Raw genomic sequence first — 16,827 nt, 5'->3', positions numbered from 1 at the left:
AGGCATACAAATGAAAGAATTACGGAGACAATTGAAAGAGCTACTGCAACAGGCGGGAGCAGATGCTGAAGTTTTAGAAGCTTTTAGGCAGGAAAACGCAGTGTTTCCATTTAGTGCGGAAAGCAGAATTTTGATGTATTTAATGAATGCTCAGGCAATTACATATGAACAGTATCAGGAAATATATGAAAGTTATATGAAAAGAAACCAATATCTGTATTTGTTTGAGATGGCACCAAGAACATTCGGAGAAACCTGGGGTGAGCAGCATATTTTAAAATTGTTTCCGGCTTTTGTAAAAGCGACAAAAGAGAATATGGTTTCGGTTTATCCTGATTTTGATGGAGAATTTGATCTGTGGATTCCTGAAATAAGAGTAGAAGTTAAAGCGTGTAGGGCAAATGATACAAAAGCGGGTGGAAGTCTTGCCAGCAGAGCGTATTTGCATTCAGAAGCAATTGCAAATGGGTTTAAGTATCATTATCAGCAGTTGAAGCCATCATGCTGTGATGTGTTTATCTGGATTGGTGTTTGCCGTGATGAGCTGATTTATTGGGTACTTACAAGTGAGGAACTTCAAAGAACAGGAAAGCTTGGATCCCAGCATAGGAATGAAAATACAGGAATTGCGGGAGCAGCTGTATTTGAAGGCCAGGTTTTTATGACAGAAGAGGAGCTAAGACCATTTTTGGTTTCTGAAAAAGATGTCCTTAATGTCGTTAAGAAGAAAGGAAGATAAGAAAAAACCAGAGCAGACCTGGCAATCCTATTGTTGAATAGGGGAAGCCAGGAATATCTCTGGTTTTATGTTTGTCAGAACAGAAATTTGTTTTCTCCATCTACTGCATGCTTAATGATATCCTGCTCTTTAGAGGTAAGATTAAATAATTTAAAAATCAGTTGGTCAAGTTGTTCGTAGGTAATTTGTGCTTCAGCAGGAGGCAGTCCGTTAATTAGTGGTTCTACAGTCTGAATGATAATATTTTGTGTATCAGCATCAACATCCGGAATCGGAATATTTTCAATATGAGAACGCAATACCTTCACGGAGTGAAACTCCATTTTGTAAATAAACTGTGCAACTCTGGAATTAAGAATGGCAAGAATATATTTTATATGTAGTCCTTCAAGCTTGGGAATGACTAAGTTGCAGCTATTCAAAGAAAGTGTTTGTTTATCATCATAAGCAAAGACAAGCTGGCTGCTGATAAAACGATACAAAAGCTTTTCTGGCGCACGGTACATTTCTATAGGTGCTACCTGTTGGAAATTCTCCGGATGAAACGCAATATGGTTTGGAGTCGGATTAATATGATATTTGCAAATATCGGTCCCCTTTAATATGATTTCACTGTCTTCTGTTTGTTGGGAAGATATATATTTTCTATTATTTCCGGTTACAATTCCTAAAGCAAAATCCGCATTTCCGGCAAGGAATTTTGTTTTAGGAATATGTCGAATTTTTTCAAGCAGCTGATATTCAGCATCCGTTGTATGAAAGCTGAAATATTCGGCTGAAATTTTACGGTTTGTCAGAATGGTTGTACAGTGACTACAGTCGGATATTTCCATTCCGACTGTCGAAAGTGGCTTTCCGGTGTGAATGAGCTGCAATATAATGCAGGGACACTGAACCTTATCAAAGGCATTTCCCAAAAAATTAAGATATCGGATGGAATTACTTTCCATAATGGCAGTACGGACCGGTGTATGTGCCTTTACATTAAGTATTGCCTCTGGAAGAATAAAAGAGAGTTGTCCGTTTATGGACAAATTACGTAGTGCTTTTTCAATAAACAAATCATAAGACTCTATATTTTTCCCGGAAGCAGTCCGATAGTTTTTGCGAAGCTTTTCCTTTTCCGACTCGGAAAATTCATATCCCCATGGCGGATTGCCGATGATATACTGATAAGAGGTTTTTGAATCGGATGCAAGATAATCGGTTTCGGTTATATGCTTGTACAGAGTTTTGACAGAAAGAATGTCATATTTCAAAACCATGTTCAACCGGGTGATTTTTACACTGATTGTATCGGTGTCATTGCCATAAATCTGGTCAAAACGAACATGTGCTGGAAGCTGCAATAAAAAATTTCCAGTTCCACAGCAGGGATCCAGAATTCTGGCATCTGATGCAATATCCAGCTTCTCAATCAGCTTTTTGACGATTTTGGTAGGCGTATAGTAGGAACCGGTTGCCTTGCGGCTGCCGATATTTTTACAGGAAATGTAAATGAGACCAAGAATATCTTCAGCAGGTTCGTATACATAATCAAAATCAAAAAGCGGAGAATATTTTTCACAGAAAAGCAGAGCCCGCTCGGAATCTGCAATCAAAGCATGGATCAGTTCGTCGTATAGAGACAGGGTGATTTCTTTTTTTAAAAATCTGCTCAGCAACGCTTTTTCATGCTTGAAAGAAAGATCATACTTTTGGGCGAGCAAATGCAGGGCACAGTCAGCAATGAAATATTGAATTACATCCGATGAAAGAGCAATGGATTTATCGGTTACAATTCGGAGAATCTGCTGCAGCGGTTCGATATTCTGACAATTTTCAGAAACATAGGCGCTGTAAAGAGAATTTCCACAGACAAATTTCTTGTTACGTCTGCTTTTCAGCGATTGATTTTTGCCTGATTGCAGTTCGGCTTTCAACTTTTTGGCATATTGTTTTGTAAAATAAGGCTTTCTTTTATCCGTATATTCAGGAATAAGTTTGCCAAGCTTGATCCAGTTGCGCCCGGTTGCGGTCGAAATGGAAAGTATATCACATAATTCTTTTAAAGAGAGATAATCGGAATCTTTCGGGGAATTCGTCATTCGCTCATCGGAAGGTTTGATGGCCGTGGCAGGGATCAACCAGATGCCGCTGACCATTTTGCAACCCTCAATCCGGTTGGTTTCGCAGAGTTTTTGTATGCGGCGTTCAGATAAATGGAATTTCTTCGAAGTTTCTTTTACAGAAATATAATCCATAGTCGAGCAGACTCCTTTTTTCGTATAATAATGATGTGAGTGTCAAAAGTAAATTTTGCCGCTCACTGGTGTAATCGGATTGCTCCATTGCGAAGCAATTCCCGCAATCCTCGAGCACCTCAAACTCCCATAAAATGGCGTATTCACATCATTTTATTTCGTTTTCAGTGTTCGGCGTGTCAATAAGCATCATATAATAAATATTATATACGGCAATACGAATGAAAGCAATATTAATTTAAAGGGTTCAAATTTGGACTGGACGATTGTTTGACTCATGCTGATTATTGGAAGGTGAATTGAGCGTTACTATCAATTTATATAGTTGAAAAAGGGCGTGTGAAAAAACGAGAGTTTTTTCACACGCCCGCACAAAATTGATGTAATGTCAAGAGATTTTTGAGTTACTGGTAAAAAAAGGGAAATTCCTTTTTCTGATAAGAAATTTTCCTAAGTAAATGTCATTTACTGTGAACAGTAACTAGTTTTGCTCTCATAATAAATTCTCCTTGAAATTCATTTGACAGTATGATTTATCCTGCTTATAATTATATACAGGAAATTCGTAAATTCAAGTACTAATAAAAAAGACAGGTACTATCTAAGGAGAAAGTGTTATGATAAAGAACTATATCGAAAATGCAAATTTTGAAGATACAGGCTTTGCCTACACATTGTCCCTGATTTCCGGCAAACATAAGATGGTTATTCTATACTGTCTGATGGAGTTTGAAACGGTACGGTTCAATGAATTAAAACGGTATCTGAAAACTATTTCCGACAAAACGCTCAGTACCAATCTCAAAGAGCTGGAGAAAGACCGACTGATTATCAGGACGGAATATCCGCAGATCCCGCCGAAGGTGGAGTACAGCCTTTCAGAAAGAGGGAAGTCATTGATGACTGTACTGGATCAACTTTGCATTTGGGGAGAAGAGAACAGATTGGTGAAATGATCAGTTCTTATTTTTTTATGTGAAAAGAAGGTTTTATTATGTGGATGATATTTGCTGTCTTATCAGCGGTATTTGCTGCGTTAACCTCAATTCTTGCCAAGGTAGGTATAGAAGGAGTGAATTCCAACCTGGCAACTGCAATCCGAACCATTGTTGTAGTAATCATGGCATGGGGCATGGTCTTTCTTACTCATGCGCAGAATGGACTGGCAGAAATCAGTAAGAAAAGCTGGATTTTTTTAATCTTATCTGGATTAGCAACAGGAGCTTCGTGGCTGTGCTATTATAAAGCTTTACAAATGGGGGATGCATCAAAGGTTGTACCAATAGATAAACTGAGTGTGGTAATCACACTTATATTGGCATTTGTGTTTTTACATGAACAGTTTACTGCAAAATCACTCATTGGCTGTATTTTGATAGGAGCAGGTACATTGATAATGGTGTTATAAATTTTTAATTAAATCGGACAGATTTGGTGAAATAAAAAGGGTATATAATTCGATAGTTGGAGGATATATGAAAACTGTAATTACTAATGGAAGTTTTCGCCACCATCCAAAGCTTCAATTTCTGCCATTTCTTCTGCGGTCAGTGTGAAATCGAAGAGGTCAAAGTTCTGCTGCATACGATCTTTGTGAACAGATTTCGGAATGATAACCACATCATTTTGAAGGAGGAAACGAAGGGCTGTCTGTGCAGCAGTTTTTCCGTATTTTTCATCGATCTTTGTCAGAACCGGATTGGTGAATATATCGTTGCGTCCTTCCGCAAATGGTCCCCATGCGAAGGTGACATTTTATGTCGAAGAATTGAGCTGAAAAGCCAGGATAAAGAGGTTATATATAATGAAATTAGTTAAGACTAATTAAAAGACGGCGTAATGTTAGAAAAAAGAAAGACGGTGTTTACTTATATCCGATATAATGTGGATCAGATTCAAAATATTTTTTATCCAATCAGATATGATCAGGATTGTATGATACTGGAACTGAAAGTAGATCATAAGCCGGAAGAGACAATTGCGCAGATAAAAGAAAAAGAGTACGCTTTGCGGTTTCAGGGAAAAACAGCAGAAAGAAAGGAATATACAGGACACATTCTTGCTGTTGGAATCAGTTATAACAGCAAGACAAAGGAACATGAATGTAAGATTGAACAACTCTAAAAAAAGTGCAGTTTTATTACAGGATTCTAAAATTATTCATGCATCAGATTGCTATAATATTTCGTTTTGCTCGCTTATTTTATGATATAGTGGCGGATATATGTACGGAATGAAGGAAATGGTTCATATGTCCAGAGTAGATATGTGGGGGAATGTTGCTGGAGGTTTGTGATATACTGAGGTTGGCTTCTTTAACGGTGTATGATGACTATAAACTTCAAAAATAAAAAATGAATCAACGAGTCTAACATTTAATTAGGAAAAGGATTAGGAGATAAATAAATATGAAAAAAGTTCTGATACTTGGGTGTCCCGGTGCGGGGAAAAGTACATTTGCAAGAAAACTCAGAGACAAAACAGGACTTCCATTGTATTATCTTGATATGATCTGGCATAAGCCGGACAGGACAACGATAACAAAGCAGGAATTCGATGCAAAATTATCTGAGATTATAAAGCAGGAAGAATGGATTATCGATGGTAATTATGGAAGAACACTTGAAATGCGTTTTGAAGAATGTGATACGGTATTCTTTTTAGATCTGCCAACAAATGTGTGGCTTGCGGGCGCGGAAGGGCGTATTGGAAGTGAAAGAGAAGATATGCCATGGCAGGAAGAAGAACTGTCAGCAGAATTCAGAGATTTTATTATCAATTTTTCAAGGGATGAAATACCGGAAATCAATGAGATGTTAAGAAAATATAAGAATAAAAATATTATTATATTCAAATCGCGGGAAGAGATAGATGCATGGAAATGAGTTCAGGATGCAGATCGACTTGATGCGCTTGGAGCAATCGGTATTGCGAGAGCATTTGCGTATGGAGGAAATCATAACCGGGAAATGTATAATCCTGATATTCTTCCAAGGATTGGGATGAATAAAGTACAATATCAAAATGGAACTACGACTTCGATCAATCATTTTTATGAAAAATTATTTTTACTGAAAGATTTAATGAATACGGATAGTGCCAGAAAAATTGCAGAAAGAAGAGAAAAATTCATGACGACATACATAGAAGAATTTATGCTTGAATGGAATTGTGAGGAAGAAATATGCTAGAGGTCAGATTTTATGACAAAATAGAAGATTCGCAATTAGATTTTGCTGTAATCATTGCCAGAACTGGCGAAAAATGGGTATTTTGCAAACACAAAGAAAGGGATATCTACGAAGTGCCTGGAGGACACAGAGAAGCAGGAGAGACCATTGAAGAAGCGGCAAATCGAGAATTAAAAGAAGAAACAGGAGCGGTGGACTTTAAGATCGAGCCAGTTTGCGTATATTCCGTAAAAGGGAAAACGAGAGTCAACAAAGATGAAGAAAAAGAGACCTTTGGAATGCTTTATGTGGCAGATATTTTTTCATTTGAAGAGATACATAGTGAAATTGAGAAAATTGTCATATGCGATGAACTGATAAAAGACTGGACATATCCTTTAATTCAGCCGAAGCTGATTGAAGAAGCGGCAAGAAGAGGGCACGTTTGATAATGTAGCTGCATGCAGATATGCGATCCTGTCTTACGATATAGGAAATCGGGATTCTTTTACAATGGAAGAATATTCCGTGGTAAATCTTTTTGCCTTGTAAATAATAAGAAATTGACGAAAATTACCGGGGGTATAATAAGCTTACGCTTTTATTTAAAGGTGAAGTGTAATGAACAGGGAGAAAAAGAGATGAAGAGAAAAATTGTAATTGGAATGCTGGTACTTTCGATGGCTGTTTCGGCAACGGCGTGTTCATCAAAGAAAGAAGAGACTGCAAAGGCCGAGACTTCACAGAGTACAGATACGGAGAAAGCTTCGGAGACAGCAGACGAGGCGGATTCTTCCGACGAAAGAAATGCATATGGTCTGACAGAAGAGGAGACAGAAAAGCTTGCAGAGCTGGTGAAAGAGAAGGTAAAGACATAGTATCTGAATAAATATGAGATTGATCCGGCAAGCTTTACATTTCCAGAGTATGAACCGATAGCAGAGAGAACAGAGGCAAAGGATTTATGGACTCCGCTGGACTGGAATTACTTACGCAGCTACGAAGTGGCGACAATTGTTGTTGTGGCAGAAGAAGCAGGGTATAAAGATAAAGGAATTGAAAGTATATCTGAGGAAATCAAGGATGGAACAATTTCTTTTAAAGAAAGTGCGAAGGAACAAAACGAGACAAACTAAGAGTGGTATGTTGAAAATAATCCGCAGGAAGGAAATCTGGCAGGAGCCATTTATGAAGGAATCGCAGAATTCTTGAATGGACTGGATGATGCGGAGCGAGCAGAAGTTTTGTATGATGTTTATGCAGCAAATGTTTATCAGAATGGAAACGGAGAAGATGAACAGGGCAGAGTACTTCATAGGATGTTTGATCAGGTGATTATTGAGAATGTTTCTTTTAAATAAACAGTAAGAAGATAAAAGACAGGGAGTTGCCGCTTGTAACGACAAAAATCGTGAAGAGGTAACTCGCTGTTCGTTTTTTTGCTTAACGGAAAAAATCTTACTTCAGCAGATAAGAAGAAATATCTGATTTTGGAGTAAAAGGAGGTAAGGAGGATATTTAACATGAGGCTTGCGATGATACAAATGTCAAATTCGGGAAGTGTAGAAAAGAATATGGAAAAAAGTCTGCATGCGATTGCAGAAGCAGCAGAAAAGGGAGCAGAGCTTGTGCTGTTCCCGGAAGTGCAGCTTACGGAATTTTTTCCGCAATATCTGGGAAGGGATGTAAGCAGTTATTCCGTATCTATAGAAGATGAGATTGTAAAAAAATTCTGTGATGCCTGCAAAAAGCATCAGATTATGGCAGTGCCAAACTTATATCTACGGGAAGCAAATGGTACATACGATGCGAGTATTCTGATCGACCGCAGTGGAGAAGTCATAGGAATACAGAAAATGGTGCATGTTGCGCAGGTAGAGCAGTTTTATGAGCAGGATTATTATACCCCGTCAGATGATGGATTTCATGTCTTTGACACGGAATTCGGAAAGATCGGGATTGTGGTATGTTTTGACAGACATTACCCGGAAAGCATCCGGACGGAAAGCCTGCAGGAGGCAGATTTGATCTTGATCCCGACGGTGAATACCAAAGCAGAGCCTTCGGAAATGTTTGAATGGGAGGTACGTGTACAGGCATTTCAGAACAGTGTGGCGATCGCAATGTGTAACCGTGTTGGGGTGGAAGGGGAGATGGATTTTGCTGGGGAGTCTATGGCTGTCGATGCAAATGGAGAGATTCTTGCCCGGGCAGATGACACAGAGCAGATTGTGTATGTGGATATTAACTTGGAGAAATCCGGGAAAGTGCGGGAGAAAAGACCTTATACTCGGCTTAGGAGAAAAGAGTTTTATGTATAATGTGGCGGAATCGTGTCAAAATATGATTGCCTGCATTAAAAAATGACACGATTGACACAATTGACACGATTGTATATAATATAAATATATTATATGATTTGAGGAGGGCATAAAATGATTTTTCGGGAAAATGAAACAGTAGAGCTTAAAGAAGCAGTAGTTGATGACATAAAAAAAGAAATTATTGCCTTTGCAAATTGTAATGGTGGCAAGTTATATATTGGTGTACAGGATGATGGTACGGTAGTTGGTCTTGATAATCCAGATGGCACTGCATTGCAGATCAGTAATATGGTCAGAGATGCGATCAAACCGGATATCACGATGTTTTTACATTATGAGACATTAGAAGAAGATGGGAAAAAGATTGTTGTTGTAGATATTCAACGTGGAACGGATCGCCCTTATTATATTGCAAAAAAAGGAATGCGACCAGAAGGAGTCTATGTCAGACAGGGATATTCAGCTGTTCCTGCTACAGATGCGGCAATCCGCCAGATGATTAAAGAGACAGATGGAGATCGTTTTGAAGCTATGCGTAGCATGAATCAGGAACTGACTTTTGAAGTGGCAGAGAAAGAATTTCAGCTTCGTAAGGTTGAGTTTGGGATACAGCAGATGCGGACATTGAAATTGATTGATAAGGATGGACTTTACAGTAATCTTGCAATGCTTTTATCGGATCAGTGTGTACACACGATTAAAGTAGCTGTTTTTCTGGGAAAGGATCAGACGGTATTTAAAGACCGTAGAGAATTTTCAGGGGCATTGATGAAACAGATGAATGATGTCTACGATTATATTGATTTTCATAATCAGACACATGCAACAATTGAAAAGTTGCTGCGGATAGATGTCAGGGATTATCCTGAAATCGCTGTCAGAGAAGCATTGTTAAATTTGCTGGTTCACAGGGATTATGCGTTTAGTGCAAGTGCATTGATCAGTATTTATGAAGACCGGATGGAATTTATATCAATCGGAGGATTGATGCCTGGAATTGAGCTGGAGGATGTGATGGCAGGTATTTCTATATGCAGAAATCCGGATCTTGCAAATGTCTTTTACCGGTTGCATTTAATCGAAGCATGTGGTACTGGAATCAGTAAGATTATAGGGGCTTACGCTGATGTGGCAGAAAAACCTGTTATTGAGACGACGAGAAATACTTTTAAAATTGTATTACCGAATATCAATGTGCTATGTGAAAAAACAGATACGCCGGAGCCGGAAGTGAAGGATGAAAAGAATCCAGAAACGGATGAGGAGGATACACAGAAATTAAGCGATGAGGAAGAAAAAGTTCTGGAGTATGCCGAAAATTGTGAGGATTTTACAAAGAATGATGTTGTGAGTCTGCTTAAAGTAAGTGCATCAACTGCAGCAAGAGTGATAAGAGGACTTGTGGAAAAGAATTTCCTGAAACGGAATGGAAAAGCGAGAAGCACCTATTATACACTTCAAAAATATTAAAATAGAAACAATACGAGAGAACCTGTGGATGAAAAGCTTGCAGGTTCTCTTTTGGCTTTCATAGGAAATCTTGAGAAAATTTCTGTTAAGTAAAAGATACTACGTGCCAGGATGCATTCATTGTTGTATATATATAATTTTAAAATGAGAAAAATTCTTCTTGCAATATACCCCAATGGGGTATATAATAGCCATCGTAGAGAGAAAAAATAAGAGGTGAGACGCATGGAAGAAAAGAAAGAATGTTGTCACTGTCATAAGACGAAGGAGCGTTCGGAGAAGGAATACAAGGACATGATCAACCGCCTGAGTCGGATCGAAGGGCAGGTCAGAGGTGTGAAGCGCATGGTAGAAGAAGATGCGTACTGTCCGGATATTCTGATTCAGGTGTCGGCAATCAATGCGGCGCTCAACAGTTTCAATAAAGTCCTTCTGGCGAATCATATCCGTACCTGTGTGGCAGAGGATATCCGCGAGGGAAAAGATGAGACAATCGATGAGCTGGTTGTAACGCTTCAGAAACTGATGAAATAACAGGATTGTTATAGATTTTCATGCAACAGGCGCAGGAGGATCTTTACAATATAAAAAGGCAGATAAAGCCAAAGAGTGAGGTGGATTTTTGTGGAACAATATACAGTAACAGGAATGAGCTGTGCGGCATGCAGCAGCAGAGTGGAAAAGGCAGTATCGAAAGTATCGGGAGTTACCAGCTGTTCGGTCAGTCTTCTGACGAATTCCATGGGAGTAGAAGGAACCGCATCCCAGTCGGAGATCATTGCGGCTGTTGAGGCAGCAGGATACGGTGCTTCGGTAAAAGGAGCAGATGCAGGAGCCAAAAAGGGCGCAGCAATGGATGAGGATGCCCTGAAAGACAGGGAGACACCGGTCATGAAGCGCCGTCTGATCGCATCACTGTGTTTTCTGATTCCACTGATGTACATTTCCATGGGTCATATGATGTGGAACTGGCCACTGCCGGGATTTCTGGCTGGCAATCATGTAGCAATGGGACTGATCCAGCTGTTATTTACCGGAATTATCATGGTGATCAACCAGAAGTTCTTCATCAATGGATTTAAGGGACTCCTTCATGGTGCGCCGAACATGGATACCCTGGTTGCACTGGGATCAGGGGCATCCTTTGTATACAGCACCTATGCATTGTTTGCAATGACCGATGCACAGGTGAAGATGGATATGGAAGGCGTCATGTCTTATATGCATGAGTTCTATTTTGAATCAGCAGCCATGATCCTGACGCTTATCACAGTCGGAAAGATGCTGGAAGCGCATTCCAAAGGAAAGACAACAGATGCATTAAAGAGTCTGATGAAGCTGGCTCCGAAGACAGCTGTTGTCCTGAAAAATGGTGTGGAGACAGAGGTTTCCATCGACCAGGTGAAAAAAGGCGATATCTTTGTAGTAAGACCGGGGGAAAATATACCGGTAGACGGTATCGTGCTGGAAGGAACCAGTGCAGTCAATGAAGCAGCACTTACCGGAGAGAGTATTCCGGTTGACAAAGCAGAAGGTGACAAGGTATCTGCTGCAACCATGAATCAGTCCGGTTTCCTCAAATGCGAGGCAACCAGAGTTGGGGAAGATACCACACTTTCACAGATCATTCAGATGGTCAGTGATGCGGCGGCAACCAAAGCACCGATCGCAAAGATTGCAGACCGTGTATCCGGGATATTTGTGCCGGCGGTTATTACGATTGCAGTGATTACGATTATCGTATGGTTGATCGCAGGTCAGAGTGTAGGATTTGCACTGGCAAGAGGTATTTCCGTACTCGTTATCAGTTGCCCTTGTGCACTGGGACTTGCCACACCGGTTGCCATTATGGTTGGTAACGGAATGGGCGCAAAGAACGGAATCATGTTCAAGACGGCGGTATCTCTGGAAGAGACCGGCAAAATGCAGATCGTAGCTTTGGACAAGACCGGAACCATCACAAGCGGGGAACCGAAAGTAACGGATATGATACCGGCAGAGGGTATCTCGGAGGAAGAACTTTTGGGATTTGCTTATGCACTGGAAAGAAAGAGCGAGCACCCACTGGCACATGCAATTTTACAGGAAGCCCAAGAGCGCAGACTGGATGCGGAGGAAGTAGAAGACTTCCAGGCAGTACCTGGAAACGGACTTTCCGCAGTTCTTGCAGGAAAGACGATTTATGGTGGAAATAAGAAATTTATCCAGACAAAGACTTCTGTGGATGCAGGAACGCTGAAAAAGGCAGAAGATCTGGCGGCAGAAGGAAAGACGCCTTTGTTCTTTGCGAAAGAAGATCAGCTGATCGGAATCATTGCGGTAGCAGACGTCATCAAAGAGGACAGTCCAAAGGCAGTCAAAGAACTGCAGAATATGGGAATCCATGTGGTAATGCTGACCGGTGACAATGAGAGAACCGCAAAAGCGATCGGACGTCAGGCAGGTGTAGATGAAGTCATCGCAGACGTTCTTCCGGACGGAAAAGAAGCTGTTATCCGGAAATTAAAGAAAAAAGGAAAAGTTGCCATGGTTGGTGACGGAATCAATGACGCGCCGGCACTTACCAGAGCCGATATGGGAATTGCGATTGGTGCAGGAACCGATATCGCGATCGATGCAGCAGACGTTGTTCTGATGAAAAGCCGTTTAAGTGATGTACCGGCAGCCATCCGTATGAGTAAAGCAACTTTAAGAAATATCCATGAGAACCTGTTCTGGGCATTCTTCTACAATGTGATCGGAATCCCGCTTGCAGCAGGTATCTGGTATCCAATCTTCGGATGGAAATTAAATCCGATGTTTGGCGCAGCAGCTATGAGTCTTTCAAGCTTCTGTGTCGTAACCAATGCACTTCGTCTGAACTGGTTTAAAATGTATGATGCCAGCAAAGATAAGAAGATAAAGTCAAAAGTCAAAGAAATAGAGGAGGAAAAGACAATGACAAAAACAATGAAAATCGAAGGTATGATGTGTGGACACTGTGAGGCAACTGTAAAGAAAACTCTGGAAGCAATCGAAGGAGTAGAGGCGGCAGAAGTAAGCCATGAAAATGGAACAGCGGTAGTAACACTTGCAGCAGAAGTAGCCGATGAGGTACTGAAAAAAGCTGTTGAAGACAAAGATTACAAGGTGACAGGGATTGAGTAGGTTTAAGTCTGAAAAATAAAGCATGATAGAATTATTTGAGCAGAATATTCGGGCAAACACTTTCTAAGTGAAGATTGGCTGGTTCATAAAAAAATAAAAAAAGTGTTGACACCATATGAAATCTGTGGTAAATTATAACTTGCGTAAAGCGAACAACAAAGAAGAGTATCCACTCTCACCTTAGCGCAATCGGGCGACTAACGGTTTGATATTGAGTTTATAATACCGGATATAAGTATTGTATGCAATAGATAGTGGATAGTCTGTAGCTATTCACTATTTTTTATTTATTGGAGGTGCACAACAATTAGCGATTTAATGATTAACGAACAAATCCGCGACAGAGAGGTACGCGTGGTTAGCGAGAGTGGGGAACAGTTAGGAATAATGTCAGCAAGAGAGGCTATGAAGCTGGCACAGGAAGCGGAACTGGATCTGGTTAAAATCGCTCCGACAGCGAAACCGCCGGTTTGTAAGATTATCGATTATGGTAAGTACAGATACGAACAGGCAAGAAAAGAAAAAGAAGCAAAGAAAAAACAGAGAACTGTCGAGGTTAAGGAAGTGCGTCTTTCACCAAATATTGACACCAACGACCTGAACACGAAGATGAATAATGCTAGAAAATTTATCTCAAAAGGAAATAAAGTAAAGGTTACACTTCGTTTCCGTGGTAGAGAGATGGCTCATATGCAGCAGAGTAAACATATTCTTGACGATTTTGCTGAGAAGATGAAAGATGTTGCTGTCATTGAAAAGCCGGCAAAACTTGAAGGCAGAAGCCTGAGCATGGTTTTAACTGAAAAACGTTAAAAATAAATTATCTATATTAAGGAGGAAAACATCATGCCAAAAATTAAAACAAATAGAGCTGCTGCAAAGCGCTTCAAAACAACAGCTACAGGTAAACTTAAAAGAAACAAAGCTTACAAGAGCCATATCTTAACAAAGAAGTCTACTAAGAGAAAAAGAAATCTTAGACAGTCAACTATCACAGATTCTACAAATGTAAAGAACATGAAGAAAGTTTTACCATATCTCTAAGATTTGGCAGGAAAGATAGAAGGAGGATTAAGTAATGGCAAGAATTAAAGGCGGAATGAACGCTAAGAAGAAACACAATAGAACTTTAAAACTGGCTAAAGGATACAGAGGAGCTCGCTCTAAACAGTACAGAATTGCAAAACAGTCTGTAATGAGAGCCCTTACATCAGCATACGCAGGAAGAAAGCAGAAAAAACGTCAGATGCGTCAGCTTTGGATCGCTCGTATCAACGCAGCTGCAAGAATGAATGGTCTTTCTTACAGCAAGCTTATGCACGGACTTAAAGTTGCCGGTGTAGATATGAACAGAAAGATGCTCGCTGAAATGGCAGTTAATGATGCAGCTGGCTTCACAGCTGTAGCTGAAGTTGCTAAAAAGGCACTTGCATAATTAAATCAGACGATTTCGTATAGAGTTTGAGAGAAGAGGGAAAACCTTGTGGAGAGAATCCGCAAGGTTTTTTTACGTGGATTGTTGTTATAACAACAGAATAAAATGCGGTTGTAAGCTAAAATAAGCTGGTAAAGTTAAAGGAATACAAATTTTTCGAATAGGAGGATATAAAGGAATATGATTCGTAGAATTATTCAGATAGATGAGGAGAAGTGTAATGGGTGTGGAGCTTGTGCAAAGGCCTGCCATGAGGGGGCTATTTCTATGGTAAATGGGAAAGCAAAGCTGATGAGAGATGATTATTGCGACGGGCTGGGAGACTGTCTGCCGAATTGTCCGGTGGATGCCATTCATTTTGTAGAGCGTGAGGCGGCGGCTTATGATGCGGAGGCTGTGAAGCAGAATATGCTTAAAAAGCAGCAGGAAGAGGCTGCAAAGCAGAATGCGGGAGAAGGACCTAAAGCACCGGTAAAACCATTTGCAGGGGGATGTCCTGGAACCCGTATGCGTATGATGAACAGAGAGGAGAGTATGCAGAATGCAGAGAGCGAAGAGGAAGGAAGGGAGACGGCGAAAAGCGTGAATAAGAGTATGCTTTCCCAGTGGCCGGTACAGATTAAGCTTGCACCGGTGAATGCACCATATTTTGACGGGGCGAAGCTTCTGGTCGCTGCAGATTGCAGTGCCTATGCTTATGGAGATTTTCACAATCGTTTTATCAAAGGGCATGTGACTTTGATTGGATGTCCAAAACTGGATAATGTGGATTATTCGGAGAAGCTGACGGAGATTATTAAGAACAATAATATTAAGAGTGTGACGATTGTGCGGATGGAAGTACCTTGTTGTGGCGGACTTGAGCTGGCGGCTAAGAAAGCGCTTCAGGAAAGCGGTAAATTTATTCCGTGGCAGGTCGTGACCTTATCGCTTGACGGACAGATCCTTGATGAATAATATCAGTAAAGTAATTTCATTACGGAAAACAGCATATGAAATATGTTGCGGTAAATCTGTAGAGTCTGCAAAAGGGCAAAGAAAAAGGCTGAAAAGTTATAAACTTTTCGGCCTTTTCTGACGCATTTACTAATGTGTTCGTACATATTCTTTGATTGCGTTAAAGCTTTCTCTGCTGATCACGTGCTCCATCTGGCAGGCATCATCTGTAGCGATTTCTTCTGGGACACCGAGTTCGATCAGCCATTTTGAAATAAATTCATGCCGTTCATAGATCATGTTCGCGATCTCTTTTCCTGAATCGGTAAGATAGATAAAACCTGCATCTGTTACGGTAATATGATTCTCCTGACGAAGTTTCTTCATGGCGATGCTGACGCTTGATTTTTTGAAACCAAGTTCGTTGGCAATATCTACGGAACGTACGACAGGTAATTTTTTACTTAACATCAATATTGCTTCAAGATAATTTTCGGAAGATTCATTTTTAGCCATTTATTCCGGTCACCTCACTATTTATTCTTATATCTAATAGGATACCATGGATTGTATTTTTTTTCAAATAATATTGTTCTGTAAATGCTCTTTTTGTGCAAAAAGTAGAAGCTATAACTATTAGAAGTAAGTGATAAATGGCAAAAATGAGTAACAGAAAACAATGGTTTAATAAAACTTAAAAAAATGCTTGACAACACACAAATGTTAGCATATACTAACTAGTGAACAAAAGTTGGTAATGAAAAAAATTATCATTCAAAATTCCAAATACGCAAAAGAACAGGAGGTAGGGATTATGCCTTTAACGATGGCGAATATTGGTGAAGTAAATGAGATCAAGAGAATTGGTGGAAATGAAGAAACAAGGCGATTCCTTGCGAATCTCGGATTTGTAGCAGGTGCAGAAATTACAGTTGTTTCTGCAATCGGTGGTAATGTGATCGTGAACATCAAGGATTCACGTGTTGCGGTTAATTCTGATATGGCGCGGCATATCATGATCTAGCCTCTGGCTGGTCGATGGGTCCGCTGCATATATATTCTGTATTACGAAGCTTAAAGGAAAGGAGATACGACAATGACTTTAGGTGATGCAAAGGTTGGAAGCACTGTTGTTGTGACCAAGATTGAAGGAGACGGAGCTTACAAACGCCGTATTATGGACATGGGCATAACAAAAGGAAGCGAGCTGTACATCAGAAAAGTTGCGCCTCTCGGTGATCCTGTTGAGATTACTGTAAGAGGATATGAACTTACAGTAAGAAAAGATGATGCACAGTGTGTGCAGGTAAAATAGCATATACATAATTATGCATGAGAGTAGTACAACAAGGAGGTAAAAAGG

The 16,827-nt window shown here is 40.1% G+C and carries 22 protein-coding genes; 19 read left to right on the top strand and 3 right to left on the bottom strand.

Annotated elements, in window-relative coordinates; genetic code table 11:
* The first annotated feature begins 10 nt into the window (after nt 1-10).
* Entirely contained in the window at nt 11-739 is a 729-nt protein-coding gene (locus PGY05_RS12895) for a restriction endonuclease subunit M (RefSeq protein WP_195368176.1), read from the top strand.
* A gap of 74 nt (nt 740-813) precedes the next feature.
* On the opposite strand, the gene PGY05_RS12890 is transcribed toward PGY05_RS12895, so the two are convergent.
* Entirely contained in the window at nt 814-2,982 is a 2,169-nt protein-coding gene (locus tag PGY05_RS12890) for a TaqI-like C-terminal specificity domain-containing protein (protein WP_330673019.1), read from the bottom strand.
* A 617-nt stretch (nt 2,983-3,599) separates the two neighbouring features.
* Between PGY05_RS12890 and PGY05_RS12880 the strand changes: the two genes are divergently transcribed.
* Entirely contained in the window at nt 3,600-3,938 is a 339-nt protein-coding gene (locus PGY05_RS12880; protein WP_008374833.1) for a winged helix-turn-helix transcriptional regulator, read from the top strand.
* 38 nt (nt 3,939-3,976) lie between these two features.
* Nucleotides 3,977-4,390, top strand: a complete 414-nt coding sequence (locus tag PGY05_RS12875) for an EamA family transporter (RefSeq protein ID WP_270476090.1) — start codon at nt 3,977-3,979, stop codon at nt 4,388-4,390.
* 83 nt (nt 4,391-4,473) lie between these two features.
* Here the strand turns inward: PGY05_RS12875 and PGY05_RS12870 are convergent, their stop codons facing one another.
* Entirely contained in the window at nt 4,474-4,674 is a 201-nt protein-coding gene (locus PGY05_RS12870; RefSeq protein WP_207730833.1) for an aldo/keto reductase, read from the bottom strand.
* A gap of 147 nt (nt 4,675-4,821) precedes the next feature.
* Here PGY05_RS12870 and PGY05_RS12865 point away from each other — a divergent pair, with 147 nt between their 5' ends.
* The 14 genes from PGY05_RS12865 to PGY05_RS12800 all read left to right on the top strand — a co-directional run bounded on the left by PGY05_RS12865 (nt 4,822) and on the right by PGY05_RS12800 (nt 15,485).
* On the top strand, nt 4,822-5,106 hold the full coding sequence (locus PGY05_RS12865) for a hypothetical protein (protein ID WP_306464891.1): 285 nt from the start codon (nt 4,822-4,824) through the stop codon (nt 5,104-5,106).
* A 284-nt stretch (nt 5,107-5,390) separates the two neighbouring features.
* Entirely contained in the window at nt 5,391-5,867 is a 477-nt protein-coding gene (locus PGY05_RS12860; RefSeq protein WP_270476089.1) for an adenylate kinase, read from the top strand.
* Nucleotides 5,868-5,984: 117 nt separating this feature from the next.
* Nucleotides 5,985-6,173, top strand: a complete 189-nt coding sequence (locus PGY05_RS12855; RefSeq protein ID WP_147326313.1) for a hypothetical protein — start codon at nt 5,985-5,987, stop codon at nt 6,171-6,173.
* Complete coding sequence (locus tag PGY05_RS12850; protein WP_270476088.1) at nt 6,167-6,601, top strand: NUDIX hydrolase; 435 nt, start codon at nt 6,167-6,169, stop codon at nt 6,599-6,601. Before PGY05_RS12855 ends, PGY05_RS12850 begins: the two co-directional genes overlap by 7 nt.
* Nucleotides 6,602-6,793: 192 nt before the next feature.
* Nucleotides 6,794-7,030, top strand: coding sequence for a hypothetical protein (locus tag PGY05_RS12845; protein ID WP_211133227.1), 237 nt, complete (start codon nt 6,794-6,796; stop codon nt 7,028-7,030).
* Nucleotides 7,031-7,360: 330 nt separating this feature from the next.
* A complete protein-coding gene (locus PGY05_RS12840) occupies nt 7,361-7,513 on the top strand; it encodes a hypothetical protein (RefSeq protein WP_173824579.1) in 153 nt (50 codons plus the stop codon).
* A 162-nt stretch (nt 7,514-7,675) separates the two neighbouring features.
* On the top strand, nt 7,676-8,473 hold the full coding sequence (locus PGY05_RS12835) for a carbon-nitrogen hydrolase family protein (RefSeq protein ID WP_211133229.1): 798 nt from the start codon (nt 7,676-7,678) through the stop codon (nt 8,471-8,473).
* A 114-nt stretch (nt 8,474-8,587) separates the two neighbouring features.
* Nucleotides 8,588-9,946, top strand: coding sequence for an RNA-binding domain-containing protein (locus PGY05_RS12830; RefSeq protein ID WP_270476087.1), 1,359 nt, complete (start codon nt 8,588-8,590; stop codon nt 9,944-9,946).
* Between the two features lie 225 nt (nt 9,947-10,171).
* A complete protein-coding gene (locus PGY05_RS12825; protein WP_022220535.1) occupies nt 10,172-10,480 on the top strand; it encodes a metal-sensing transcriptional repressor in 309 nt (102 codons plus the stop codon).
* Nucleotides 10,481-10,570: 90 nt separating this feature from the next.
* Nucleotides 10,571-13,093: a heavy metal translocating P-type ATPase gene (locus tag PGY05_RS12820; protein WP_270476085.1), complete on the top strand. Its 2,523-nt coding sequence runs from the start codon at nt 10,571-10,573 to the stop codon at nt 13,091-13,093.
* 318 nt (nt 13,094-13,411) lie between these two features.
* Entirely contained in the window at nt 13,412-13,906 is a 495-nt protein-coding gene (infC, locus tag PGY05_RS12815; RefSeq protein ID WP_008374852.1) for a translation initiation factor IF-3, read from the top strand.
* 33 nt (nt 13,907-13,939) lie between these two features.
* Nucleotides 13,940-14,137: a 50S ribosomal protein L35 gene (gene rpmI, locus PGY05_RS12810; protein WP_022220532.1), complete on the top strand. Its 198-nt coding sequence runs from the start codon at nt 13,940-13,942 to the stop codon at nt 14,135-14,137.
* A gap of 34 nt (nt 14,138-14,171) precedes the next feature.
* Nucleotides 14,172-14,528 (top strand): 50S ribosomal protein L20, encoded by a 357-nt coding sequence (gene rplT / locus PGY05_RS12805; protein ID WP_055260877.1) that lies wholly within the window; start codon nt 14,172-14,174, stop codon nt 14,526-14,528.
* A gap of 180 nt (nt 14,529-14,708) precedes the next feature.
* On the top strand, nt 14,709-15,485 hold the full coding sequence (locus PGY05_RS12800; RefSeq protein WP_055260879.1) for an ATP-binding protein: 777 nt from the start codon (nt 14,709-14,711) through the stop codon (nt 15,483-15,485).
* Between the two features lie 129 nt (nt 15,486-15,614).
* Here PGY05_RS12800 and PGY05_RS12795 read toward each other — a convergent pair whose 3' ends face one another.
* A complete protein-coding gene (locus PGY05_RS12795; protein WP_008374860.1) occupies nt 15,615-15,980 on the bottom strand; it encodes a metal-dependent transcriptional regulator in 366 nt (121 codons plus the stop codon).
* Between the two features lie 298 nt (nt 15,981-16,278).
* Between PGY05_RS12795 and PGY05_RS12790 the strand changes: the two genes are divergently transcribed.
* On the top strand, nt 16,279-16,488 hold the full coding sequence (locus tag PGY05_RS12790) for a FeoA family protein (RefSeq protein WP_022220531.1): 210 nt from the start codon (nt 16,279-16,281) through the stop codon (nt 16,486-16,488).
* 72 nt (nt 16,489-16,560) lie between these two features.
* Nucleotides 16,561-16,779: a FeoA family protein gene (locus PGY05_RS12785; protein ID WP_055260881.1), complete on the top strand. Its 219-nt coding sequence runs from the start codon at nt 16,561-16,563 to the stop codon at nt 16,777-16,779.
* Nucleotides 16,780-16,827 lie beyond the last annotated feature (48 nt).

It is taken from the genome of Coprococcus sp. AF51-11b1, from assembly GCF_027682785.1.
GTDB lineage: Bacteria > Bacillota > Clostridia > Lachnospirales > Lachnospiraceae > Allocoprococcus > Allocoprococcus comes.
The sequence above is the reverse complement of the archived record's forward strand: the minus strand, read 5'-3'. Positions and strand labels throughout refer to the sequence as shown.

Coding starts and splice junctions, on each gene's coding strand:
- PGY05_RS12835 (WP_211133229.1), top strand. CDS start 7,676: ATGAGGCTTGCGATGATACAAATGTCAAATTCGGGAAGTGTAGAAAAG.
- PGY05_RS12895 (WP_195368176.1), top strand. CDS start 11: ATGAAAGAATTACGGAGACAATTGAAAGAGCTACTGCAACAGGCGGGA.
- PGY05_RS12790 (WP_022220531.1), top strand. CDS start 16,279: ATGCCTTTAACGATGGCGAATATTGGTGAAGTAAATGAGATCAAGAGA.
- PGY05_RS12855 (WP_147326313.1), top strand. CDS start 5,985: ATGAATAAAGTACAATATCAAAATGGAACTACGACTTCGATCAATCAT.
- PGY05_RS12785 (WP_055260881.1), top strand. CDS start 16,561: ATGACTTTAGGTGATGCAAAGGTTGGAAGCACTGTTGTTGTGACCAAG.
- PGY05_RS12875 (WP_270476090.1), top strand. CDS start 3,977: ATGTGGATGATATTTGCTGTCTTATCAGCGGTATTTGCTGCGTTAACC.
- PGY05_RS12890 (WP_330673019.1), bottom strand. CDS start 2,982: ATGGATTATATTTCTGTAAAAGAAACTTCGAAGAAATTCCATTTATCT.
- PGY05_RS12865 (WP_306464891.1), top strand. CDS start 4,822: ATGTTAGAAAAAAGAAAGACGGTGTTTACTTATATCCGATATAATGTG.
- PGY05_RS12860 (WP_270476089.1), top strand. CDS start 5,391: ATGAAAAAAGTTCTGATACTTGGGTGTCCCGGTGCGGGGAAAAGTACA.
- rplT (WP_055260877.1), top strand. CDS start 14,172: ATGGCAAGAATTAAAGGCGGAATGAACGCTAAGAAGAAACACAATAGA.
- PGY05_RS12830 (WP_270476087.1), top strand. CDS start 8,588: ATGATTTTTCGGGAAAATGAAACAGTAGAGCTTAAAGAAGCAGTAGTT.
- rpmI (WP_022220532.1), top strand. CDS start 13,940: ATGCCAAAAATTAAAACAAATAGAGCTGCTGCAAAGCGCTTCAAAACA.
- PGY05_RS12880 (WP_008374833.1), top strand. CDS start 3,600: ATGATAAAGAACTATATCGAAAATGCAAATTTTGAAGATACAGGCTTT.
- PGY05_RS12850 (WP_270476088.1), top strand. CDS start 6,167: ATGCTAGAGGTCAGATTTTATGACAAAATAGAAGATTCGCAATTAGAT.
- infC (WP_008374852.1), top strand. CDS start 13,412: ATGATTAACGAACAAATCCGCGACAGAGAGGTACGCGTGGTTAGCGAG.
- PGY05_RS12795 (WP_008374860.1), bottom strand. CDS start 15,980: ATGGCTAAAAATGAATCTTCCGAAAATTATCTTGAAGCAATATTGATG.
- PGY05_RS12845 (WP_211133227.1), top strand. CDS start 6,794: ATGAAGAGAAAAATTGTAATTGGAATGCTGGTACTTTCGATGGCTGTT.
- PGY05_RS12800 (WP_055260879.1), top strand. CDS start 14,709: ATGATTCGTAGAATTATTCAGATAGATGAGGAGAAGTGTAATGGGTGT.
- PGY05_RS12825 (WP_022220535.1), top strand. CDS start 10,172: ATGGAAGAAAAGAAAGAATGTTGTCACTGTCATAAGACGAAGGAGCGT.